The following is a 23,182-nucleotide window of genomic DNA, read 5'->3' as shown; positions in this document are numbered from 1 at the left end:
TTTTTTGTAAGCGAAACAATCACTAAAGCGTATTTGGATTCGCGGTTAAACGGCGGTAGCCCATTGGCGGGAGACCTGTCCAGCGTTTGAATTGCTTGCTGAAATGGGACACATCCCGGTATCCTAGCCGGTGGGCGACCGATTCGACAGATAGACTATTATCCATTAGCAGCAGTTTGGCGTGACGAATGATCAAGCGGGATAAATATTGTCTTGGCGACATGCCATAAATTTGGTGGAAAACACGATTGCAGTGAGTTGTACTGTATCCGAGTTTTGCCGCAATGTGCTCAATACCGCCGCCTCTTTCGCCTGTGCTTGCAGCGGAGGCGACAGATTCCTGCAGCAATCCTTCGATGGCGTTGGCTAAGGCGACGGTATTTTCCGTAGCTTCTGTATCTGCCAGGAGGGGCATTTCCGAAAGTACCCAGCCGCTGAGTGCGGTTAGAAGTTGCAGCGAAGCATGCAATGTAATCAGGCGATTTCTGTGTGTGTCCTTTGACTCTGACAGGATGGAAGAATTTATGATTACATCTAGAGCGGAACGAATGGCTCGCAGCTCCGGGGTATTCCCACTTAGACTAACAGCGTCTGCTGTTAGTAAAGCTCGCCGTAAAATCAGATCATCAATATCGAAATGCAGGCAGTAATAAGTCATGTCACGACTAGCATTCGAACCGAGGCTGCTATGTTCTACACCGGGACGAATAAACAAAATATCACCGCTTTGCTGGATAAAAGATTTATTGCCGACCGTCATATGTTGCTCACCCTGCAGTACAACGTTAATCTCAAACATGGGATGAGTGTGTACGGGATATTGCCAATCCGGATTTACTTTTCTCCAATGCGCGGCGAAGATATGGAAAGCCGCTTGGATGTCTGGAGACATCTGGCCATCAATAGAATTATGAAAAGCGGGATCATTCGAGATCATTTCAATCCTCTTTTACTGTAAAGTTTGGCTTCATTATAACATAGGTTTTTATCGATGTTTGATTTGCCCAAATAAAAGAAGGCTTTAACCCTGTTGTACTTCCGGAAAGATCGATAACATGGAGATATAGCCCGGAGGTATCCGGGACCATGCTGGAAGGAGTGTTATTATTTATGGCGCATAATCAATTTTTTAATGCCCATCATTCACCGATTGGTGCATTTGCGAGTTTCACTTTAGGATTCAAAGGAGCTAGTGGAGGTTTCGATCTGGAGATTGGAAAACCACCTAGACAAAATATATTCATAGGATTAGAACGTGCTGACGGAAAGGGATATGATACCCTGCCATTTCATGAAATCGGGGGAGAGGACGAAAGTAAACGTTATGATATTGAGAATCCGGATCCTAATCCTGACAAGGAGAATATTCTGTTCCCTTTTCAAGAGCGTGAGATTTCCAGAGATTTTCATGTAACCACAGACAGCTGGAGTGCGGGTGATTTGACCTTCCGGATTCTGTCCCCCGTTCGTTCTGTACCGGATCCAGAAACTGCCTCTATAGAAGAAATGAAGGATGTGCTGCTGCCTGCAGTGCTGGTTGAACTCGAAGTGGACAACACCTCATCCGCCACCTCGCGCCGTGCATTCTTTGGTTTTCAGGGAACAGATGTGTATAGCGGAATGAGAAGACTGGATGATGTATCATCGGAGATTACAGGCGTTGGCCAAGGAAGATTTATTGCGATTGCTGCGGAAAAAGGAACTGCAAAGTCCGCACTGCATTTCACGATGGAGGATATTCTAACGGAGGAGCTGCAGGAGAATTGGACCTTTGGACTGGGGCGCGTCGGCGCTTTGATCATGGATGTTCCAGCCGGAGTAAAAGAAACTTACCGTTTTGCTATTTGTTTTCACCGTTCAGGTTATGTCACCTCAGGCATTGATGCTTCCTATTACTACAATCATTATTTCAACAATATAGAGGCAGTGGCTGAATATGCATTATCCAGATTTGATATCCTTAAGCAAGAAGCGGAGCAAGCTAACGATAGATTTACTCATGATGACCTATCCGCAGATCAAACCTTTATGTTAGCGCATGCGATTCGTAGTTATTACGGCTCCACGCAATTACTGGACTACAAGAATAAGCCATTTTGGATCGTCAACGAAGGCGAATACCGGATGATGAATACCTTTGATCTTACCGTCGATCAGTTATTTTATGAGCTGCGTTTTAATCCTTGGACGGTACGTAATGAACTAGATATGTTCGTGGAAAGATTCAGCTACGAAGATACGGTGCGTTTCCCGGGTGAGGATACAGAGTATCCAGGTGGAATTAGCTTCACACATGATATGGGGGTAGCCAATGTAGTTTCACGCCCGGGATATTCTGCTTATGAGGTCTATGGCATTGATGGTTGTTTCTCACATATGACACATGAACAATTGGTTAACTGGGTGCTGAGTGCAGCAACTTATGTAGAGCATACAGGCGACCGGGGCTGGATGGAACGTAATCTCAGTATTATGGAGAAATGCCTGGATAGCATGGTAAATCGCGATCATCCAGATCCTGAACAAAGAAATGGTGTCATGGGGCTTGATAGCTCACGTACGATGGGCGGAGCAGAAATTACTACGTATGACAGTCTGGATGTGTCTTTAGGTCAGGCTCGTAACAATATTTATCTGGCAGGAAAATGCTGGGCTGCTTACTTGGCTATGGAGAAAATATTTGCAGAGCATGGGCGTGCGGAACAGTCCAAAACAGCAGGTGATCAGGCTGAAAAATGCGCCGCAACAATGGTGGCAAGTGTTACAGCAGACGGGTATATTCCGGCTGTCATTGGAGAAGGCAATGACTCCAAGATCATTCCGGCTATCGAAGGCCTTGTGTTCCCTTACTTTACAGGCTGCAAGGAAGCACTTGATCGTAATGGGCGGTTCGCCGCCTATATTGGTGCACTCGACAAGCACCTGCATGCGGTATTACAGCCGGGAGTGTGTTTATTCGAAGACGGAGGCTGGAAAATCTCTTCAACCAGCAATAATAGCTGGCTCAGTAAAATCTATCTCTCACAATTCATCGCTCGTTGCATTCTGGGACTGGAATGGGAGGAACGTGGAGCGGCAGCGGATCGTGCTCACGTAGCTTGGCTTACCCATCCGGAGTTGTCGATTTGGAGCTGGAGCGATCAGATTATTTCCGGTGAGATCACAGGCAGTAAATATTATCCGCGTGGCGTTACAGCGATTTTGTGGTTGGATGAGAAATAAGAGTAGATAATTTCAATAAGTAGAAACGGAATATGCAAAAATACTAAGAGGGGGGCTACCCCTCTTTTTTGCTGTTTCGACGTATAAAACTTTCGAATCTGAGAGGAAATTAATATAGCTTTTACAGCTCATTGACGCGGAGCGTATATAGGCTTGTTATATTGAGGGGAAAAGGGGGATGAAATATGAGAGAAATGGAAGAATCGTCCTTTACCGCTACCCAGCCTGTTCTTGCAAGCGATACTTATGGTTGGGATAAGCTTCAGGTTTCACAATGGTATAGTCCGCAGCAAGCTTTCACCCCGTCCTCGGAGTCAAAATATTTAATTGGGATTCACTGCACAGCCTACTACGAAAACTATTACACCATTCATATTACCCCTTGTAATGAGAGCCTTCTTTGCCCTTGGGGCAGAACCTCGCTCTATTTTTTTGAAAATTGAAATTACACCAGCGGTCATCGAAGAGATTGCTCGTGAATCAGGTTATCTGAAGGAAGGCCATATCCAATTGGACCGCAAATTTCATGTGAAGGATTCCAAGCTGCTGCAATTAGGGCTTTGGATGCTAGAGGAATTGCAGAATGGCGGTGCCAAAGGGAAAATATACAGCGACTCTTTATCGAATATGTTAATTATTCACTTGTTACAACACTATTCTTCTGTGATCCCCCAGCACTCAAATAGTAAAACTCCCGCCAACCAAGAGATATTTCAGGTCATCCAATTTATGCGTGAACGGTTGGAAGATGAGATTCAACTGACTGATCTCGCAACTATGGCTAATATGAGCCAATCACATTTTATTCGGATTTTTAAACAACAGACAGGATATACCCCCCATAACTATTTAATCCGGCTGCGAATCGAACGCTCTAAATTTCTTATTCGTTCCGGGAAAATTGGGTTGAAGGAAATTGCATCTCAGGTGGGTTTCGCCGATCAAGGACATTTTACTAGATTGTTCAAACGAGAAACCGGCCTAACCCCAAAGCTGTATGCGAATCAAAGCTCCTCCAAGCCTAATCATATGGTTTATTAATTTTATTCTTGTAAATGAGAGTTTTATTCAAGGAATGAAGTGTTTTGTTCAATTAGTGAGCTGGAGCCAGCTTCTATAATAAGGTTGAAGTAAGGCGAACAAATGCCGGACTACAACCTTATTAGGAGGAGAGAAAACATGAGATTAAAAAGATTATTCAGTCTGATTTGCGCGGGGGTACTTACGACCAGTTCTTTATCTTTAGTAGCATCTGCCACACCTGTCGGACCGGATAACCTAGTAAACACCGAGGTAGAATCCAGTGCAGAGTCAACTTCAGCTTCAGGGATCACTGCTGGATGGCATGAAGTATCCAAGCAAACCTTTTGGTTACTTGATGCTCTTGAAAGAGGACAAGGGGTGGCTACAGACGGAAATTCTTGGATCTTTAGTTCCTCGTACGGACTCTTGCGGACTGGACTTGATGGCAAATCCGTAAAAGCACGGAATGAATTGGCTATTCCTCTGGAGATTGCTTCCCAAGGTGGAGACCATATCGGTGATATTTCCTACTATAACGGTAAAATATACGCTCCTATTGAAGACGGCAAAAACTATCAGCATCCTTACATCGCCCTTTATGATGTGAACACTTTGAAATATACGGGCACATCCTATGCTTTGCCGCTGAATTTGCATATTGGCGGTGTACCATGGGTAGCGGTGGATGCCGCTCGCGGTCAGGTTTATACAGCTCAGTGGAGTAATGCCAGCGTCTTGAATGTGCTTAGCCTCGACGATATGCATGTAATCACAACCGTTCCACTTTCCCAAAGCATTGATCGAATTCAAGGTGCCGAAGTGTACAACGGTGTTCTATATGCCTCTACGGATAACGCGACCCAAACGGTTTACCAGATTGATCCGGAGACTGGAAACGTATCTGTGGCCTTTGATCGCAATCTGCCTAGTGGTACTGAAGCTCAAGGAATTGCTGTATTGCCCACCGCAGATGGTGCACAGCTTCATATTCTTGATGTAGGCTCAAATCGTATTAGTGTGAACTTTCGCCATTATGCATTCTAATTCAAATCCAAGCGAAAAAAGGGGCTAACAGAAATGCTAAAGCAATCCAAAACCATTCTAACGTTATTATCCGTTTCTATGCTGGCAGTAGCGGGCTGCGGTCAAGCTAATAACAGTTCAGTTGAAGCCAAAGCGGAAGCTAATAACGCTCAGCCTACAGCAATCGCAGCAACTCCTGAATCCACCGAGACTCCAGCTACTAAACCGGTGGAGATTACATTTTATTATCCGGTTAATGTGGGTGGTCCTCTTACTAAAGTAATCGATGGGATGGCTAATACATTCATGGAACAGCACCCAGAGATTAAAGTTAATCCCGTGTACACAGGCAATTACGGTGATAATACAGTAAAAATTCAAGCGGGTGTACAAGCTAAGCAGCCACCGGATGTAGCGGTCATGATGTCAACAGAGCTATACAGCATGCTCGATATGAATGCGATTATTCCGCTGGATGATTATATTGCGAAGGACAAGGACATTCAAATGGAAGACTTTTATCCCGCCTTTGTGGAGGATACTCAGTCTGAAGGTAAAACGTACAGCCTGCCCTTTCAGCGAAGCACGATTGTTATGTATTACAACAAAGAAATGTTCAAAGCCGCAGGACTTGATCCAGAGAAGCCACCAACTACATGGGATGAGCTTGTAACTTATGCTGAGAAGCTGAACAAAGACGGTCACGTGGGGCTGGAAATTCCGGGCAATGATGATTCGTATTGGATGTTTCAAATGCTTGCTCGGCAAAATGCGTCTGATCCGAAGCAAAACATAATGTCCTCCGATGGCAAAAAAGCGATGTTTGATACACCGGAGAATGTGGAGGCATTGCAATTCTGGTTGGATTTGTCCCATAAATATAAGGCGATGCCGGAAGGTGTTATTGATTGGGCCACGGTTCCAACGGATTTCATTCAAGGTAAAACAGCCATGATGATGCATACAAGCGGCAACTTAACCAACGTAAAAAATAATGCGAAATTTGAATTCGGTGTAGCGTTCCCACCTGCACAAAAGCAATATGGATCACCCACTGGTGGCGGCAATCTGTATATTTTCAAGGACACATCTCCTGAAAAACAAGCAGCAGCTTGGGAATTCGCCAAATACATGACGGCTTCGGAACAGGCGGCCCTCTTCAGCAGCTCATCCGGTTATGTTGGCGTAAGAAAGTCCGCTTATGATACAGATGCAATGAAGAAATATACGGCGGATTTCCCGCAAGCATTGGTTGCAAGAGACCAGCTGGAATATGCTTTCCGGGAATTATCCACTCATAATCATGGTAAAGTATCGACGGTAATAACGAATCAGATTCAAGCGGCATTGGCAGGAGAGATTGATGCAGCGGGTGCGCTCAAAAAAGCGCAAGCAGAAGCAGATCAGGCATTAGCTCCCTTCAATAAGTAATTATTAAGGTATAGGTTACGCCAGAACAGACTGGTAACTTGTTCTGGCGTCATTCCTTTATTCAATAATCGTAACAACCTTTAACAGGGAAGGATTGAATGGTATGGATGCCGGATGGACTGAGAGGCTTAGACGAAACGGATTCGGCTGGGGACTTGTGTTGCCTTCGCTGCTCTTTCTTTGCTTGTTTACTTATTACCCTATGTTTAAATCCCTTTGGCTCAGCTTTTATGAGAAAAACTTAGCGACTCCTGAGCCTTTGTTCGTAGGTTTTGACAATTACGCTAATCTATTGCATGACCATGTTTTTTTGAAGGTGTTCAGTAATAATATATGGTTCGCCCTTGGTACAGTACCAACCTCAATAGTTTTGGCTTTCTTGATGGCACTGTTTGCCGACAAGGCGATAAAAGGGCGGGGACTGGCACGTCTTTCCTTTTTTTATCCGAATATGATCCCAATGATCGCGGTGGCGAACATTTGGTTGTTTCTGTATACCCCTCATTTTGGGCTTTTCGCCAGATTGGCTTCTTGGATCGCAGATCAGCCTGTGAATTTACTGGGAACACCTGATACGGTGATGGGCGCATTAGTGATCATGATGATTTGGAAAGAAGCCGGATATTTTATGATTTTTTATTTAGCAGGAATGCAGCAGATTCCTAAGGATTTATATGAAGCGGCTGCTGTAAGCGGAGTCGGTACGTTTACTTCCATTCGTAGAATCACAATTCCACTCACGATGCCGACTACATTGTTCGTGGCTGTTGTGGCGATAACGAATTCCTTTAAGCTGGTTGACCATCTCTGGATTATGACAAAAGGCGGCCCGAACAATGCAAGCAACCTGTTGCTTTATTATATCTACGAGACAACCTTTAATTTCTACGATCAAGGAATGGCTGCATCGATGACGGTAATCATGATTGTGCTGTTGCTTCTGATTTCCTCTTTGCAGTTTTTTGGCTGGGATCGGAAAATTCATTATGAATAGGAGGTGGAATCCGTGGAGGATAATCCATTAAAGCTGCCCTTAGTATTAAGGCAGAATACACGTAAAGCTATAGAAGAGGAGCGCATGTTGAACTCAGAAAAAACGAAGCGCCGAATCCAGCAGATACTGTGGCATGCGGTTGGATTTACTTTTGCCGCGGTCTGGATCATTCCCTTCCTATGGGTGGTCAGAACGGCCTTTTTACCCAAAGACGTTGCTATCGGTTCGGGCTGGTCTTGGAGCTGGACGTTTGAGAATCTGATTCATGTCTGGAATGGAGCACCTTTTGGACGGTTTTTAATGAATACATTGCTGGTGTGCGGTGTTGTTCTTGCTGTGCAGCTGGTTACGATGACGATGGCTGCTTATGCGTTCGCGCGGGTACGTTTCTTCGGAAAAGATCTGCTATTCCTGTTATTTTTGGTGCAAATTATGGTGCCGCCGGATGTTCTTATCTTTTCGAACTATCAGGTGTTGAATGAAATGGGTCTGCTGGATACCAAGCTAGGGATTATGCTGCCTTACTTTGCTTCCTCCTTTGGAGTGTTTCTCTTAAGACAATCCTTTAAGCAATTACCCTATGAGCTCGATGAAGCTGCCCGGGTGGAAGGCGCCTCACGGCTGCATATTCTTTTCAGAATCTATGTTCCACTGTCACGCCCGATTTATGTGTCCTTTGCCATCGTGTCGGTCAGCTTTCATTGGAATGATTTCTTGTGGCCGTTAATTGTAACCAATTCAGAAGAAAATCGCTTGTTAACTGTAGGATTGGCGATGTTCGCAAAAGCCACGGAATCGGGTGCACAGTGGTCTGATGTCTGCGCGGCTACGTTGATTGTCTCGGCACCGTTAATAATTGGATTTTTATTGTTCCAGCGGCAAGTGATAGGTAGTTTTATGAGCTCTGGCATTAAAGGTTAGAAGGAGGCATTTATGAGGCTGGCGATTATCGGAGACTTACATTATCCGGATGAATTGTTAAACAACAAGGTTTTGATTAAAGAAGCACGAGATGCTTTTTATGAGCAATTTATGAATCTGTTTTTGTCCATCCCAGCCGATTATCATATTTCTGTAGGAGATATGGTGCATGCAGGAGAATTTAGCGAATTTAATTATATTCTGGGTAAGATTAAGGACAGCAAGTATCCTAGGCGGTTTCTACATGTTCTTGGCAATCATGATACGTACACTTATCCTAAGCAAGAAATCCTTTCCGTCACCCGGCAGCAGCGATACAGTGTTATTGAAGAGACGAATGCGATCATTATTTTGCTGGATACCGCACGGGAAAATCGTGACGATTGGAGCGGAACACTTGATGATGAACAGCTAGCCTGGCTCGAAGCACAAATGAAGCGGACTACAGATAAGCCACTATTCGTCTTTGGCCATCATCCCCTGTATAATACGACCGCTAGATCAACCGAACCGATGATGTCACTGGATCCCAGCTTGGATATTTGGCCGATATTGAAGCAGTGGCAAGGTGTGGGTTTTTATTTTAACGGCCATAATCACGTACATTCCATCGTTAGACAAGACAACTGGCATTTCATTCAAACGGCCTCCATTCTGGATATTCCTGCTGCTCGAATTCTCACTGTGCTTGAAGATGAGATCCGGTTAGAAATGGTGAGTCTGGCGAGTGAGCAATTGAGTAAATGGTCTTCATTATTTACCTTCAGCATTTTTGATTATGAAAAATATCCGCAGGCTGAAGGGGAGGCGAGAGATCAGGAACTGATCATTAATCGACTTCAAAGGGACAGAAAGCAGGTGGACCAGCAATGAATCGCCAGCCAGTAAGATTAGCTATCGTAGGCGGGAATCGCGGAGCCAGTTTTATGAATGCACTATACTCTCTATCGGATCGGATACATCTGACCGCCACTTGTGACTTGAATGAGTGGGTTCTTAATCAATGGAAAGAGAAATTTCCGGACATCCGAACATATCGGGATTATCATGAAATGTTAAAAGATTCGGCAATCGATGCGGTGTTTATCTTAAGCCCCATGCATTTGCATGCCAGACAATCTATTGATGCTTTAAAAGCGGGTAAGCATGTCCTAAGCGAAGTGATTTCGATCCAATCTTTAGAGGAAGCTTGGGAGCTTATCGAAACTGTTGAACAAACTGGACTTAAATATATGATGTCTGAAAATTACTGCTTCTCGCGCTCCAATCTGACGATTAAACATATGGCGGATCAAGGCATGTTCGGTGAAATCACTTATCTGGAAGGGGGATATATCCATGATTTGCGTCATTTGACTCATCATCCGGATGGATCTCTGACTTGGCGGGGGCAATTACATCAGCAGTATAACGGGATCAATTATCCGACGCATTCTATAGGTCCAGTTGCCCAATGGATTAATCTCAATAAGCCTGATGGAGATCGGTTAAAAAGCATCTCGACTTTTGTTTCTAAATCAAGATCCTTACAATATTATTTTGGAGAGCATTATGGAAAAGATCATCCGGCAGCGCGTGAAGGTTTCTGGCGGCAAGGTGACAGTGCGGTTGCGGTCATCCAAACGGAAAAGGGTGTACTGATTGAGCTGCGTGTAGATTGGAGCTCTGTACGACCTCATAACAAAACTCATTATTTGCTGCAAGGAACTGAAGGGGCGTATAATACGGGCCGCCATCAGCAAGAAGAAGATTTGATCTGGTTCAGGAATCTTTCGCCCAAAAATATAGAAGATGGAGAGGAATTGTGGGAGCCGCTAAGCAGCTATCAGCCACTTTATGATCATCCAACATGGAAAAAATGGGGCGAATACGCTGCTGGGACGAAACATGGCGGAGGTGATTTTATGGTGCTTGAAGAATTCATTTCCGCGATTCAGGAGGATCGAACCCCTTCGGTGGACGTATATGATGCCGTTACTTGGAGCTCTGTGTTTACATTGTCTATGGAATCAGTAGAGATGGGTGGGAAAGTTGTAGCTTTTCCTGATTTTAGATCGAAGGTGAGAATTTGACGGTGGAACAGGCGCTTTCCAAACTTGTAATGAAAAAAGAAACACTGTCGGACTTGCCTGCTTTTCAATGTCCTGCCGGGTATCAACTTACGTCCTTCCAGCCGGAGGATGAGCGAAATTGGGAGGATCTTATCCGTCATTCTTTTACAAGAGAAGTTAAATTTGCAGATAAAATCAGTGCTCATGTGCCGTTTTATTCTGATCGCTTGTTGTTCATTTGCCGCGGGGATCAGCCTGTAGCGACAGCTACGGCCTGGGAATTAAGCAGTGGAGACCATAAGAGCTGGTACTTGCATATGGTTGGAGTGCTTCCGGAATATTCTGGCAAAGGTCTCGGTTATGCTGTAAGTCTTGCTGTTTTGCACAAAATAAGAGAATCAGGTGGAGCGGCAGCCTCTTTAGAAACCGATGATTTCAGACTGCCCGCCATCCGTATTTATTTGAAATTAGGATTTCAGCCGGTGTACTTAGACGATAGTCATCCTGGAAGGTGGGAACGAATCCTACAAAGGCTTTGATTTTGATAATGATAAATGCTAGGGATTAGGGGGGCTATACGCCTCCTTATTTCATTCTGGCACCTACGGAAGAAACTTGATTCAAGAATTAACTTGTCGGTTGGTTTAATTGCTGCTATAGTCATACTGACTTATTAAACGCGTTTAATAAGTCAGTATGACTATAGGTGAGAGGGTGGGAGAGCCATGGCGAGTGAGAAACGACTTCCTTCACAGCAAATGAAATCTGAAATTATCCGAAATATTCGAACAGCATTATTAGAACTAGGAAAAGCAACGAAGGCAGAGTTAAGCCATAAATTGCAATACAGTTTCCCAACGATAAGTAAATTTCTAATGCAGATGGAAGAGGCAGGGGAAATAACGGTCAGCGGTCTGGATGAGTCAAGTGGGGGAAGAAGGGCAATAAGATACACCTATAATCCGAATTATCGGTTAGGGATGGCTATTTTTTTGGAAAAAAATGAAACCAATTATACCATCTATAATTGCATTGGTGAGGTAATCAAAGAAGGGAGTTTGCCCAGTATTCTTGAGGAAGAGGTTAGTAAACTGGTCATGCTTATTGAAGATGAAAAAAAGGCCAATCCTAAAATTCATTCTGTGGCTATTGGAGTTCCAGGTGCGGTGAATCATGGGCAGATTTTTCTGATTCCGGGTTATGAGAAATATCAGAATTTAGATTTGAAAAGACACATAGAAGATCAACTATCTATTCCGACAATCGTGGAAAATGATATGAATGCTGCTGTAATCGGCTATATGACGCAACGAAATTTGAAAGAGAATATATCTCTAATGTATCTGTATTTAGGGAAAAATGGTCCGGGGGCTGGGATCGCGGTCAATGGTGAAATCGTGCGAGGAAAGACGTTTTTTTCAGGAGAAGTTCAATTTTTGCCACAGTATGATCATAAAAATTTCATAGAGGCATTAACTGAAGATTCTAGTGGATCAAATATGCAATCGAATCATAGTGTGGATGCGATTAGTCGATTAGTGGCTACTATGACTTCTATTTTGAATCCGCATTATATTATTTTTTGTGAGGATGAATTAGCTCCAGCCATGCTTAATCAAATCTATGAACGAAGTGCCACATACGTTCCGAAGGAGCATCTTCCAGCGTTAGCGGTAAGTCACTTGAAGCGTGATTATCTGAATGGATTACAAAGTCTTGGATTAGGCTTATTAGTTTCACAACAAATAGATGAGAACAATTAAGGAGATAACTATGGCAACTTTTTTTCTTATTATTATTTATTTAGCATTTATTAGCTTGGGATTGCCGGATTCATTGCTTGGCTCCGCTTGGCCAGTGATGAGAATGGACTTAAATGCTTCATTAGGTACGGCTGGAATTCTTTCGATGGTTATTGCAGTAGGGACAATTGTTTCCAGTTTAATGAGTGGTGTTATCCTTAAACGTTTTGGTACAGGGAAAGTGACTCTTATTAGTTGTATCATGACAGCTGTAGCGTTGTTTGGTTTTGCAGGGTCACCTTCGTTAGTCTGGTTAATTATTGCTGCAATTCCACTCGGTTTAGGTGCGGGATCTGTAGATGCCGGATTAAATAGTTATGTGGCTACGCACTATAAAGCCCATCATATGAGTTGGTTACACTGCTTCTGGGGAGTGGGCGCCACGCTGGGTCCTATTATTATGGGCTCTTTTATCTCTGGAGAAGGGCTATGGCGGCAAGGTTATCTTACGGTTGCTTACATACAATTGAGCTTAGTTATTATTCTATTCGTTACACTGCCTTTATGGGATAGAGTGGCTGGGAGTAATAACCACCAGCATGCTGAAAGTGATCTTGAGTTCAATCATCCGGAGCAAGAGCATGTCGCAGAGAACACAAAACCATGGAAATTAAGAGGGGTAAAGCTAGCAATGTTAACCTTTTTATTTTATTCTGCCATCGAAACGAGTATGGGGTTATGGGGGAGCAGCTTTCTTGTAAACATTAAAGACATTCCTGCATCAACTGCAGCGACATGGGTATCGTTTTTTTATCTAGGGATTACCTTTGGTAGAATGGTGACGGGTTTCATTACTTTTAAAATGAGTAATAAACAGCTAATTCGATATGGTCAGCTCATTGCTTTAATTGGTACGGTGCTGTTAGTATTGCCGCTTCCAACTATAGTTTCACTTGTAGGATTTATGATCATAGGTTTAGGGTTAGCCCCCATTTTTCCGTGTATGCTACATGAAACCCCTGTACGATTCGGGAAGAAACATGCTCAGTCGATTATGGGCTTTCAGATGGCAACTGCTTATACCGGCACCACGCTGATGCCGCCTTTTATCGGCTTATTAGCTTCGAAATTCACGCTCGGTATTTTTCCTGCGATGATCGTTTTTTTCGCCATCGTTATGCTCTTGTGTACAGAAAAGCTTAATCAATACTCAGCAAAAGTAAATGTCGGTTAAATTTGAATTGAATATATTACGGACTAACCCTTCATATATATAGCTATAGGAGGGGGGAGCTGTAAATGTGGTTGTTAATTATTATAGGTGTTGGATGTCTCTCCGGTTTTATATTGTTTAGAAAGAATATATTGGCCGCTGATCACGAACATTTTCAAGGACCGGAGAAATTGTCCATCATCATCCCCGCAAGAAATGAAGAATATAATCTGCGTTTTCTGCTCGACTCACTCCAGCTCCAAACCGTTACTCCCTATGAAATTATTGTTGTGGATGACTTCTCAGAGGATCGGACCAAGGAAATTGCCGAAAGCTATGGAGTTAAGGTTATTGCGAACAGCAGTCTCCCTGAGGGATGGACGGGCAAGAGCTGGGCAGTATGGAATGGGTATTTACAAGCCTCGGGCGATATTTTTGCTTTTCTGGATGCAGATATCCGGTTAAAACCTAACGCTCTGGCCTCATTATTAAAAGCAAGGGAGCTAGCGAAAGGCGTCATTTCGGTAGTTCCTTTTCATCATACAGAAAAGCTGTTTGAGAAACTTGCCTTAATCATGAATATGCTGGGGATCTTCACATTCACCTCTGTTTTTGAAAAGAATAACGCCAAAAAAGGTTTATACGGTTCGTGTATTCTAGCTTTAAGGCAGGATTATGAAAAGGTTAATGGCCATCAAAGCATTAGATCTGAAGTGCTGGATGATTTGTCTTTAGGAGAGAAGTTTATCGCGGCAGGTGTTCCCATTAGAAATTTTATCGGTTATGGCTTAGTATCTTTTCGTATGTATCCGAAGGGGATAAAAAGTGAAATTGAAGGCTTCAGTAAAGGGGCTGTCTTAAGCACCTCAACGTTAAGCCCGCGGACGATTATTCCAATTGCACTTTGGGTGGTCGGGCTCATCATCTCAGAAACCGTGTTTATTTTTGCGAATACTTCCTGGGGATTGCCGTTACTTTTTGGTTATCTCCTTTATATGTTCCAGCTCTTTTATTTTATTAAATATGTAGGGGTTTTTGGCATCGTCATTCCAGTATTTCACGTGGTTGCTACTCTTTTCTTTATCTTGATTATGCTTTATTCGATATATCAGGTCGTTTTTCTGAGGCATGTAAGCTGGAAAGGAAGGCAAATCCAGGTGGGAGGCCATAGGGACTAATGATCATATTGTGGGTCGCGGGTTTATTCTTGTCGGGATCTCTTATGTTTTCCTATTGGCTTGGGCTGGCGCGTAAAAAGAATTTAAAGGTCATAGGCGATGGTAATCCGGGGGCTTTGAATCTATGGAAGTCATCTGGCTATAAATTCGGAATTTTTGGGGTGTTGTTGGATTTTTTAAAAGGATATCTGCCTCTTTTATGGGTAATGGAAAGTCATTATAGTCAGGGTTATTTCATTATTCCGCTAGCCTTAGCTCCTATTGCCGGTCATGCCTTCTCCCCATTTCTTAAAGGAAAAGGAGGGAAGGCGATCGCTGTAACCTTTGGGGTATGGAGTGCGTTGACAGGATTCAAAGCCTCTTTAGCGTTAGCAGTCATCCTGGCAGTGTTGAAAGTGCTCAGCAGCGGGTACAAAAGCAGAGGAAATTCACCTGTCTCGGATGGTGTGCAAGTGGTTAGCGGAATGCTGCTCCTTTTTGTCTATTTGTGCATCAGTAAGTGGTCTGCTCCTATCCTGTGGGTATGGCTTGGGAGCTTTGTGATCCTAGTATATACGCACAGGTTAGAATGGATTGCATGGGTGAAGGAATATTTAAAAAGAGAGCGGGGGCATTGAAGTTACTTACTTCATCGTGATAGATGTTTCGTATAGGTTTAATAAACAGGTTTCCAGCGATTAATTTCGGGGAAGCCTGTTTTTTTTCGGTTTTATAAGATGCGTTATCTTTAAACAGAAGATTTTATAATGGCTAAAGTTGGTGCATTTTAGTATCTTTAATTATAAATGCTTTCAATTTAGAAAGTTACAGAGATAGGGTTATGAACTAAAGGGGGGCTTGTGATGAAGATCGGCGGCAGACTAAGAAATGGAGGCACATGGTTTACCCATCTGATTTTTTCATTCACATTATTAGCCGTTGTTTTAATCGGACTTGTGGGCAGTTATCTGTATGTTCAGGCTAATCGCTTAATGGTGGATGAGATTGCCAGAGACAGTAAGCAACGACTGATGACTTCAAGTGATTTTGTGGAGAATACGCTGCTGCAAAAATACGAAAATAGTATCCGCAACCGTGCAGTGTCTACCTTGTCGTTAGAGAATCAGTCTATGCTGAATTATTTACTGGACAGTGAATGGGAAGGAAATACGAGCAGAATATTAGCTTTTCGCAAGGATCTCGAAATTTTCAAGCTTACTAATGAAGGCGTTTACAAAATATCCGCATACTTCGAGAAAGGAAATTATATCATCGATAACAGCCAATTTTATTCGAAGCTGGACAATTCTCCAGATGCTTCCTTCTTGAAAACTTCAGTGACACCAGCCTTAAACCGCTGGACTTATAGAACGTTATCGGATGAAGAAGAGGTATTGACTTACGCAATCGCCCTTCCCTATGGTGCTTTATCAAAGTCATCAACCGGCACTATGTATATTGACGTTAGCTTAGAATACATCAATAAAATGATTTCCAGCACGATGAGCTCGCCGATGGAAAAGCTATATGCTTTTGATGAAAAGGGCAGCCCTATTATCCATACGGGCTCGAACGTCGAAGAGGGGCTTAAGACTGCTAAGCAATGGATGGAGTCAGCGGGGAATAATAAGGAAATTCATTATAATAAACGAGACAAATATGTGTTGTCTTTTAAAAATGACCAAACCTCGAATAATCAATGGAAATACGTATTAATACGGCCTATGAATTCATTTGTATCCTCATCAAAGCAGCTGAAGAGTCAAATATTTGTCAGCTGTATTCTAGTATTGTTAATTGGGCTTCTATTCGCTTATTTGATTTCCAAACGTGTATATGTTCCGATGAAGAAGCTTGTAAACAATGTTCGCAGCTTTTATCATCCAGGCACCGTAAACTATGAGCAAAATGAGTTCGCTATTATTGATAGTACTATCTCAAAGCTAGGTCAAAAAATCGAAACCTTAGAATCTAAAGCTAAAGTGAATGAACTAAAAAATCTGGTATTAGGTGCAGGCGTTGGCTCGGATTACTACGATTATTTACCTTTGCAATGTCATTATATGACTAGCTATATTCGTATAACCAAGGGAGATTGCGAGCAATTCAGGGCTTTTTATGAACAGCATGCTGCCTATAGCTTTTATAAATTCGTCAGCTTAAATACCCAGGAAGCGGCGCTTATCTATTTCAGTGAGTTGAATAAGGATCACGATGAGCTGGAGCTTTTATTATTGAAGGAGCTGGAGCTTATAAAAAATGGGTTACCCGAGCAAATACACTTTGGAGCGGCGCTTGGATCGAAGGTTCAGGCACCTGAAGAAATCCCCTTTTCGTATCAAAATGCCTTACATGCCTATCGATATCGGTTTATCTATGGTTCGGAAGCTATTGTGCTGTATTCACATATCCCGCTTAATGATGTTACGCCACACTTATTCTCTTTTGATCTTTATAAAAATGCATTAAAGGCAGGCAATGACGTTACGATGAACAGGTTTATGGATGATTTCCAGAGGGTCATGGAGAAAGGTGATGTCCAATTGGAGACGGTTGAGTTAGGCCTGCTTCAGTTGGTTACGGTCCTGTATCAGACCATTATTGAGCTTGATCTGCAACAAATCGTTTCACCTTCCAGTCTGTTCGATGAGTTCAAAAAGGAGACGTTGGCCGAAACACTTGATTCCATTCGTGATTTATCAGCACAAATTACAGCTTATATTCAAGAGTCAGGTAATCACGCACATACAGAGATCATTCATAAATTAAAAATCTTTATCGATGATAATATTCAAGAGGATTTATCGCTAAATAAATTATCTGAGGTTGCTTCGTTGGCGCCCTCGTATATTTCTACCTTGTTCGGAACCGTTATGAATGAATCATTCACTGAATATGTAACCCGAGTGCGGTTGGAAAAGGCGGCTGATTTATTAAGAGAAAATAAGCAGCTGTCCGTGGCTGAGATTTCTGCTCAGGTGGGTTATCGTAACCCGCAATATTTTCACAACAAATTCAAAACACGTTACGGAGTTACACCGGTCCAGTATAGGAACGCAGGCAATGCAAACTAATCGAGTCATTCAAGTGCATAATTCTCTAATCCATGTGGAAAAGGCAATCGTCTCGCGATTGTCTTTTCTTTTGTTCGAAAAATTATAGCCCCAATACGAAGATAATTTACTGATTTTAATGAATTTACAATAGAAAAAGCGCTTACAATGCCCTAACGTAAGGGGTGTTCAGACACAGTCTTAACGCAAAATCGTATTCGGAAGGAGAAAACAACTATGAACCCGGCAAGCACTGCTGGCATTCAAAAACAGGGAGAGAATCTTAAGCCGAAAGTCTCGAGGTGGACACATACTTGGCGCCAATACAAAAAAAACAAATATTTATTCTTATTACTAGCTCCCGTGATCATCTGGTATACCGTATTTGCTTATGGCCCGATGTATGGCATTCAACTGGCTTTTAAAGATTATTTTATTCGTGATGGAATTTGGGGAAGTCCTTGGGTCGGCTTTAAGCATTTCGAATATTTGTTCACAGCTTCACCCGACTTTTGGAAAATTATTAAGAACACGCTTATTATCAGTTTTTACCATATCATTTTTGGTTTTCCTGCACCGATTATATTGGCGCTGTTATTTAACGAACTTAGGTTTTCCTTCTTCAAGAAGGTTGCACAGACGATATCCTATTTACCCCATTTCTTATCCTGGATCGTTATTGGAGGGATATTGATCACTTTGTTATCTCCGAATTCGGGTGTGGTCAATTATATTATTCAGTGGCTCGGCTTTGATCCCATTTACTTTTTAGGCAGCGAGAAATATTTCCGCTTTACGCTCGTTATGTCAGGAATATGGAAGGAAATCGGCTGGGGAACGATTATATACTTAGCTGCATTAGCAAGCATCGATTCCCAAATGTACGAAGCTGCAGTTCTGGACGGTGCTAATCGCTGGAAACAAACGTTATTTATCACCATTCCTTCGATCCTGCCGGTGATTGCTATTCTGCTTATTCTTCGGGTAGGGAGTGTGCTGGATGCTGGCTTCGATCAAGTCTTAACACTTTATTCACCAGCTGTTTATGGGGTGGCGGATACGTTAGATACTTATGTGTACCGGATAGGTCTGCAAAACTTTCAGTTCAGTCTCACGACGGCTGTTGGATTATTTAAAAATGTGGTGGGTCTTATCCTGGTGTTATTTGCTAACTTCATCACGAAAAAAATGGGGCAGGAAGGCCTTTATTAATGAATGTATGTAAGGAAGGAGTAACTACAATTGAAGCTATCCACTGGTGAAAAAGTATTCCAAGTCTTTCTAATCCTATTTGTAATCATTCTTTGTATTACGATGATTTATCCCTTCTTGCATGTGCTCTCTATATCATTTAGCACACCTGCGGAAGCCCTTCGGCCGGGAATTCATTTCTATCCTAAAGAAGTTTCCTTTTTTGCTTGGAAGCGTGTACTGACAACAGATACAGTCTGGCAAACGATGGGGAATACGGTTTTTCGCACAGTTGTAGGAACGGCTCTCACACTGGTGTTTCTGTCACTGGGAGCATATCCGTTGTCGCGCAAATATTTGCCGCACCGGGGATTTTATACAATGTTCATTGTCGTAACGATGTTTTTTGGTGGCGGCCTTATCCCTACCTATCTGCTAATCAAAAGTCTGGGACTTATAAATTCGTTATGGGTTTATATTGTCCCCGGCCTGCTCAGCACGTTTAATCTTCTGCTCCTGCGAAATTTCTTTATGGGTATACCAGAGGAACTGGAGGATTCAGCTAAAATAGATGGGGCTAATGATATGCGGATCTTATTTACGATTGTTATTCCGCTGTCGAAGCCTGTGCTAGCAACATTAGCCCTATGGACTGCAGTAGGGCACTGGAACGCTTGGTTTGATGCAATGTTATATATGCAGGATCAATCAAAGATTGTACTGCAGCTCTTCTTAAGACGGCTTGTTATTTCAGCCGAAGGAGATCCGATGTTACCACTTCCTACTAATGAGCAGGCTCCTGAAATGGTTAAAGCGGCGATTATTATGTTTACAGCGCTGCCTATATTAATGATCTATCCATTCCTGCAACGTTTCTTCGTCAAAGGAATTATGGTTGGATCACTTAAGGGTTAGAAGGCTCAGAACGGTTTAAACAGTCCGCTATATCCGCGAGCTGTCTAAATATATAGATGAACTAGAAAAGGGAGGAAATAAAAGAATATGAGGCATACATCCAAGAAATGGTTGGAAATTGCTGCGATAGCCCTATCGGCTTCACTTGTCATGAGTGGTTGCGGCGGGAATGCGGCGAATAATAACACTAACGAAACGAAGCCGACGAACCAAGGTCAAGGGGGAACATCAGCAGCTGAAGCTCCGATTGAAATTATTTGGGCGAACAACTTTAATACGCCAGAAGAAGACGGTAACTATGTGCAAACCGAGCTTGAGAAGAAATTTAATGTAAAAATCAAAAATATTAAATTGGAACGTGGAACTTGGAAAGAACAATTTTCGGTGCTTCTAGCTTCTGGAGATATTCCTGATATCTTCCCGGTCGATGCAAATGAAACGGATATGGTGCAATGGGCAGATCAAGGGATTATTGCGACGATTGATAAGGCTGAAATTGAATCCCTGATGCCGAAATATGCAGCAGCATTGGATTCGGTTGATTCCGGGGCATGGGGCGTAGGCTTATACAACGAAAAAAACTGGGGGATCCCGAAAATTTGGCCAGGTGGTCTTGATGGATTTATTCCGGGCTATAATGAAGCCTGGCTGAAAAATATTGGCTACTCAGAACCACCCAAGACACTGGAAGAGCTTGAGGGTGTACTCACCAAATTTGTTAATGAAGATCCGGACAAAAATGGGAAAAAGGATACTTACGGCTTAATCGGCCGCGGCAAGCTTCCAGAGCAATTGTTCACAAGTGTCTTCTCAGCATTTGCTGTTTCCCCTTATCAGTTCAAAAAGGATGCTTCCGGGAACGTAGTTTATGGAGGCATTACAGAAGAGACGCGATCAGCTTTGGCGTTATTGAGCAAATGGTACAAAGCAGGTCTGATTGATCCTGAATTCATAACTAGTGATAATAACGAAATCAATATTAAATTTGCTGACCAAAAAGTGGGTATGGTGGATAACGGGAAGTGGGGCAATTTTTATAAAGAATCTGGGTTTGTCGCAAAACCTGGTCTAGAGAAAGGTCAAATATTTGTGCCTGGCAAGCCGTTTACAGCTCCAGATGGTGTTGCTTATTCTTTCGCGTATGGTGCAAGACAGGCGCCAGTATTGTTTGGTGTTCAACTCGAAAAGGATGAGAAGAAACGTCATAAGATTATGGAAATTCTCGAATATGTGTCTACGGATTCCGAAGGTTTTCTGCTGACAGGTTTCGGTCAATTGGGGGTGAGCTATGATATGGAAGGGGACCTTGCCATTCCAAAAGCGGGTGAAGAGGTTAGTGCTCCGAAGATGGGAGCGGGCAATTTCTATAATCCACTTAGCTCCACAGACACTTCAATGGAAAAACATACGGTAAAACAAGAATTGCTAGATTTGAGAGACAAGATCACTCCAGGCGTCACACCATTGCTTGATGTACTAGGCCCAGCGGTATTGACCAGCAAACCCAAGTATTGGGGCAATCTGAAGACGTTGCAAGATACGTTTGTTATCAAGGCAATTACAGGAGAAGCGAACACGGGTAAAGATTTTGATAATTTCAAGGATAGCTGGCTAAAAGCCGGAGGTCAGGAAGTAACGGATGAGGTAAATAAAGTGCTTGCGGATCGTAAATAGCAGCGGGTCCGCTGATTCGTACTGGATGATAGGCTGGAGCAAAAGCTTGCTCCAGCCTATTTATTAAACCCTTAAGTGAGTTGATTTTAAGATAACGGAGGTAGAAATGAGCGAATTAATTATTTATGAGCAGCCGAATGAAGCCCTGGGGAAAGACGATTTTACAGTGAGTGTACGAGAGCCTGGTGGGGTATGGCAATCTCTGTTTGTTTTTGAAGCAAAGGTGGATATGCATCAGGTTCGGTCGACATCGATGGTTTATTTTGATATGGATGGCACGGTGGAGGTCTCTGTTCATTGTAAAAAACAACAGATTGAACAAGCGGTTATTCGCCCTTTGGCATCCCAAATCTCCTTTCAAATCGAAGAGAATACCCTTTTGTTCACATTGGAGCACCCGTGTAAGCTTTCCATTGAAATCAATGGAGAACGTTTTAGTAACTTGCATCTTTTTGCCAACCCCTTGGAGACAGCCCCACCTAAACTTGATGCTGATAATGTAGTGCTTGTCCAACCAGGAATACATCAATTTGCGGCTATCGCAGAACAAGTTCAGCATTTGTCAGAAAGGGCTAACGGGGAGCGTCAGACGATATATTTTATGCCCGGGCTTCATCAATTCGAGAATCCAATGCTGCATATCCCTTCTGGGACCACCGTTTATATTGCCGGAGGCGCGATCCTTTGTGGATCCATAATGATTGACCATGCTGAGAATGTTGTTGTTCGTGGCAGAGGTGTTCTGTATTTGGCGGATATGGAGAAAACCACTTATTTAAGAGGCGTTCAAATCCAGCATTCTGAACAGATTGAGATCGAAGGGATCATCACGCTTGATCCTCCGCATTACAGTATATATATCGGAGCGTCTAAGCATATTCGCATTCATAACTTCAAAGCTTTCAGTACACGCGGCTGGTGTGATGGAATTGATATGATGGCTAGCTCAAATGTGGATATTAATGATGTGTTCTTGAGAACTTCTGATGATTGCATTGCCATTTACGGCAGCCGTGGAGAGTATTATGGAGACTCACGCCATATCACGATTAAAGATTCCATACTCTGGGCGGACGTTGCTCATGCCATGCATGTCGGTATTCATGGTGATCACCAACATAATGGCGATTTTATAGAAAATATTTGGTTTGAAAATATCGATGTGCTCGAGCATCACGAGCCGCAGGAAAATTATTGGGGGGTTATGGCAATCTGTGCAGGGGACAACAATACCGTTCGTAAGGTTACTTTCAAAAATATCCGGGTGGAGGATTTTGAACTGGGGCAGCTGTTTGATGTCCGCGTTGTGTGGAATAAAACCTATAATCCGGTGCCAGGACGCTGTATCGAAAATATAGAGTTTAGCGATATCACCTACAATGGGAAGAATACCAATCCTTCCCGTATATTCGGCTATGACGAGGAAAGAGGTGTGAAGGACATTTATTTTTATAATCTCCAGATTAATGGAGAGGTTATTATCGACCTGAATAACAAACATTTTGTAGTGAATGAATTTGCCAGCGGTATTTATTTGCATTAAATCAGAGGATGTAAATGAATGGAGGAGAA

At 42.9% G+C, this 23,182-nt stretch carries 20 protein-coding genes; 19 read left to right on the top strand and 1 reads right to left on the bottom strand.

All coding sequences use genetic code 11. The features are described from left to right. Positions 1–22: 22 nt before the first annotated feature. Positions 23–937, bottom strand: coding sequence for a helix-turn-helix domain-containing protein (locus tag MKZ09_RS20615; protein ID WP_076138526.1), 915 nt, complete (start codon positions 935–937; stop codon positions 23–25). A gap of 173 nt (positions 938–1,110) precedes the next feature. Between MKZ09_RS20615 and MKZ09_RS20610 the strand changes: the two genes are divergently transcribed. From MKZ09_RS20610 to MKZ09_RS20520, 19 genes are all read left to right on the top strand, one after another. Beyond that, positions 1,111–3,222, top strand: a complete 2,112-nt coding sequence (locus MKZ09_RS20610) for a glycoside hydrolase family 52 protein (RefSeq protein WP_076201864.1) — start codon at positions 1,111–1,113, stop codon at positions 3,220–3,222. A 185-nt stretch (positions 3,223–3,407) separates the two neighbouring features. Next, a complete protein-coding gene (locus MKZ09_RS20605) occupies positions 3,408–3,665 on the top strand; it encodes a hypothetical protein (RefSeq protein WP_179089510.1) in 258 nt (85 codons plus the stop codon). Next, on the top strand, positions 3,655–4,263 hold the full coding sequence (locus tag MKZ09_RS20600; RefSeq protein WP_179089511.1) for an AraC family transcriptional regulator: 609 nt from the start codon (positions 3,655–3,657) through the stop codon (positions 4,261–4,263). Before MKZ09_RS20605 ends, MKZ09_RS20600 begins: the two co-directional genes overlap by 11 nt. 138 nt (positions 4,264–4,401) lie before the next feature. Beyond that, positions 4,402–5,289, top strand: coding sequence for a DUF6923 family protein (locus MKZ09_RS20595; RefSeq protein ID WP_076201791.1), 888 nt, complete (start codon positions 4,402–4,404; stop codon positions 5,287–5,289). 33 nt (positions 5,290–5,322) lie between these two features. After that, the gene (locus tag MKZ09_RS20590) at positions 5,323–6,699 is read left to right on the top strand and encodes an ABC transporter substrate-binding protein (RefSeq protein ID WP_076201794.1); all 1,377 of its coding nucleotides are present in this window, start codon (positions 5,323–5,325) and stop codon (positions 6,697–6,699) included. Between the two features lie 103 nt (positions 6,700–6,802). Continuing rightward, a complete protein-coding gene (locus MKZ09_RS20585) occupies positions 6,803–7,693 on the top strand; it encodes a carbohydrate ABC transporter permease (RefSeq protein WP_076201797.1) in 891 nt (296 codons plus the stop codon). Positions 7,694–7,777: 84 nt separating this feature from the next. Then, positions 7,778–8,614, top strand: a complete 837-nt coding sequence (locus MKZ09_RS20580) for a carbohydrate ABC transporter permease (RefSeq protein WP_076201869.1) — start codon at positions 7,778–7,780, stop codon at positions 8,612–8,614. A 12-nt stretch (positions 8,615–8,626) separates the two neighbouring features. Beyond that, on the top strand, positions 8,627–9,487 hold the full coding sequence (locus tag MKZ09_RS20575) for a metallophosphoesterase family protein (protein WP_076138521.1): 861 nt from the start codon (positions 8,627–8,629) through the stop codon (positions 9,485–9,487). Continuing rightward, positions 9,484–10,686, top strand: coding sequence for a Gfo/Idh/MocA family protein (locus MKZ09_RS20570; RefSeq protein WP_076138520.1), 1,203 nt, complete (start codon positions 9,484–9,486; stop codon positions 10,684–10,686). Before MKZ09_RS20575 ends, MKZ09_RS20570 begins: the two co-directional genes overlap by 4 nt. 2 nt (positions 10,687–10,688) lie before the next feature. Next, a complete protein-coding gene (locus MKZ09_RS20565) occupies positions 10,689–11,204 on the top strand; it encodes a GNAT family N-acetyltransferase (protein ID WP_076138519.1) in 516 nt (171 codons plus the stop codon). Positions 11,205–11,390: 186 nt separating this feature from the next. Next, positions 11,391–12,428, top strand: coding sequence for an ROK family transcriptional regulator (locus MKZ09_RS20560; protein ID WP_076201800.1), 1,038 nt, complete (start codon positions 11,391–11,393; stop codon positions 12,426–12,428). A gap of 10 nt (positions 12,429–12,438) precedes the next feature. Continuing rightward, complete coding sequence (locus tag MKZ09_RS20555) at positions 12,439–13,641, top strand: MFS transporter (RefSeq protein ID WP_076138517.1); 1,203 nt, start codon at positions 12,439–12,441, stop codon at positions 13,639–13,641. A gap of 65 nt (positions 13,642–13,706) precedes the next feature. Beyond that, positions 13,707–14,798, top strand: a complete 1,092-nt coding sequence (locus MKZ09_RS20550; protein WP_076138516.1) for a glycosyltransferase — start codon at positions 13,707–13,709, stop codon at positions 14,796–14,798. Then, a complete protein-coding gene (locus tag MKZ09_RS20545) occupies positions 14,798–15,415 on the top strand; it encodes a glycerol-3-phosphate acyltransferase (protein ID WP_076138515.1) in 618 nt (205 codons plus the stop codon). Before MKZ09_RS20550 ends, MKZ09_RS20545 begins: the two co-directional genes overlap by 1 nt. A 225-nt stretch (positions 15,416–15,640) precedes the next feature. Beyond that, on the top strand, positions 15,641–17,851 hold the full coding sequence (locus tag MKZ09_RS20540) for an AraC family transcriptional regulator (protein WP_076201803.1): 2,211 nt from the start codon (positions 15,641–15,643) through the stop codon (positions 17,849–17,851). 216 nt (positions 17,852–18,067) lie between these two features. Next, the gene (locus MKZ09_RS20535) at positions 18,068–19,042 is read left to right on the top strand and encodes an ABC transporter permease (RefSeq protein ID WP_036688267.1); all 975 of its coding nucleotides are present in this window, start codon (positions 18,068–18,070) and stop codon (positions 19,040–19,042) included. A gap of 30 nt (positions 19,043–19,072) precedes the next feature. Next, positions 19,073–19,936: a carbohydrate ABC transporter permease gene (locus MKZ09_RS20530; RefSeq protein ID WP_036688266.1), complete on the top strand. Its 864-nt coding sequence runs from the start codon at positions 19,073–19,075 to the stop codon at positions 19,934–19,936. 87 nt (positions 19,937–20,023) lie between these two features. Continuing rightward, entirely contained in the window at positions 20,024–21,610 is a 1,587-nt protein-coding gene (locus MKZ09_RS20525; protein WP_076201806.1) for an extracellular solute-binding protein, read from the top strand. A 106-nt stretch (positions 21,611–21,716) separates the two neighbouring features. Further along, the gene (locus tag MKZ09_RS20520) at positions 21,717–23,153 is read left to right on the top strand and encodes a glycosyl hydrolase family 28 protein (RefSeq protein WP_076201809.1); all 1,437 of its coding nucleotides are present in this window, start codon (positions 21,717–21,719) and stop codon (positions 23,151–23,153) included. The last annotated feature ends 29 nt before the right edge of the window (positions 23,154–23,182 follow it).

The sequence above is a fragment of the Paenibacillus sp. FSL R5-0908 genome (assembly GCF_038006245.1).
Classification (GTDB): domain Bacteria; phylum Bacillota; class Bacilli; order Paenibacillales; family Paenibacillaceae; genus Paenibacillus_AQ; species Paenibacillus_AQ odorifer.
The sequence above is the reverse complement of the archived record's forward strand: the minus strand, read 5'-3'. Positions and strand labels throughout refer to the sequence as shown.

Excerpts from the sequence above, each read along its gene's own strand:
- MKZ09_RS20605 (WP_179089510.1), top strand. The coding sequence starts at position 3,408 with ATGAGAGAAATGGAAGAATCGTCCTTTACCGCTACCCAGCCTGTTCTT.
- MKZ09_RS20540 (WP_076201803.1), top strand. The coding sequence starts at position 15,641 with ATGAAGATCGGCGGCAGACTAAGAAATGGAGGCACATGGTTTACCCAT.
- MKZ09_RS20575 (WP_076138521.1), top strand. The coding sequence starts at position 8,627 with ATGAGGCTGGCGATTATCGGAGACTTACATTATCCGGATGAATTGTTA.
- MKZ09_RS20580 (WP_076201869.1), top strand. The coding sequence starts at position 7,778 with ATGTTGAACTCAGAAAAAACGAAGCGCCGAATCCAGCAGATACTGTGG.
- MKZ09_RS20590 (WP_076201794.1), top strand. The coding sequence starts at position 5,323 with ATGCTAAAGCAATCCAAAACCATTCTAACGTTATTATCCGTTTCTATG.
- MKZ09_RS20555 (WP_076138517.1), top strand. The coding sequence starts at position 12,439 with ATGGCAACTTTTTTTCTTATTATTATTTATTTAGCATTTATTAGCTTG.
- MKZ09_RS20550 (WP_076138516.1), top strand. The coding sequence starts at position 13,707 with ATGTGGTTGTTAATTATTATAGGTGTTGGATGTCTCTCCGGTTTTATA.
- MKZ09_RS20570 (WP_076138520.1), top strand. The coding sequence starts at position 9,484 with ATGAATCGCCAGCCAGTAAGATTAGCTATCGTAGGCGGGAATCGCGGA.
- MKZ09_RS20615 (WP_076138526.1), bottom strand. The coding sequence starts at position 937 with ATGATCTCGAATGATCCCGCTTTTCATAATTCTATTGATGGCCAGATG.
- MKZ09_RS20560 (WP_076201800.1), top strand. The coding sequence starts at position 11,391 with ATGGCGAGTGAGAAACGACTTCCTTCACAGCAAATGAAATCTGAAATT.
- MKZ09_RS20520 (WP_076201809.1), top strand. The coding sequence starts at position 21,717 with ATGAGCGAATTAATTATTTATGAGCAGCCGAATGAAGCCCTGGGGAAA.
- MKZ09_RS20545 (WP_076138515.1), top strand. The coding sequence starts at position 14,798 with ATGATCATATTGTGGGTCGCGGGTTTATTCTTGTCGGGATCTCTTATG.
- MKZ09_RS20525 (WP_076201806.1), top strand. The coding sequence starts at position 20,024 with ATGAGGCATACATCCAAGAAATGGTTGGAAATTGCTGCGATAGCCCTA.
- MKZ09_RS20535 (WP_036688267.1), top strand. The coding sequence starts at position 18,068 with ATGAACCCGGCAAGCACTGCTGGCATTCAAAAACAGGGAGAGAATCTT.
- MKZ09_RS20610 (WP_076201864.1), top strand. The coding sequence starts at position 1,111 with ATGGCGCATAATCAATTTTTTAATGCCCATCATTCACCGATTGGTGCA.
- MKZ09_RS20595 (WP_076201791.1), top strand. The coding sequence starts at position 4,402 with ATGAGATTAAAAAGATTATTCAGTCTGATTTGCGCGGGGGTACTTACG.
- MKZ09_RS20585 (WP_076201797.1), top strand. The coding sequence starts at position 6,803 with ATGGATGCCGGATGGACTGAGAGGCTTAGACGAAACGGATTCGGCTGG.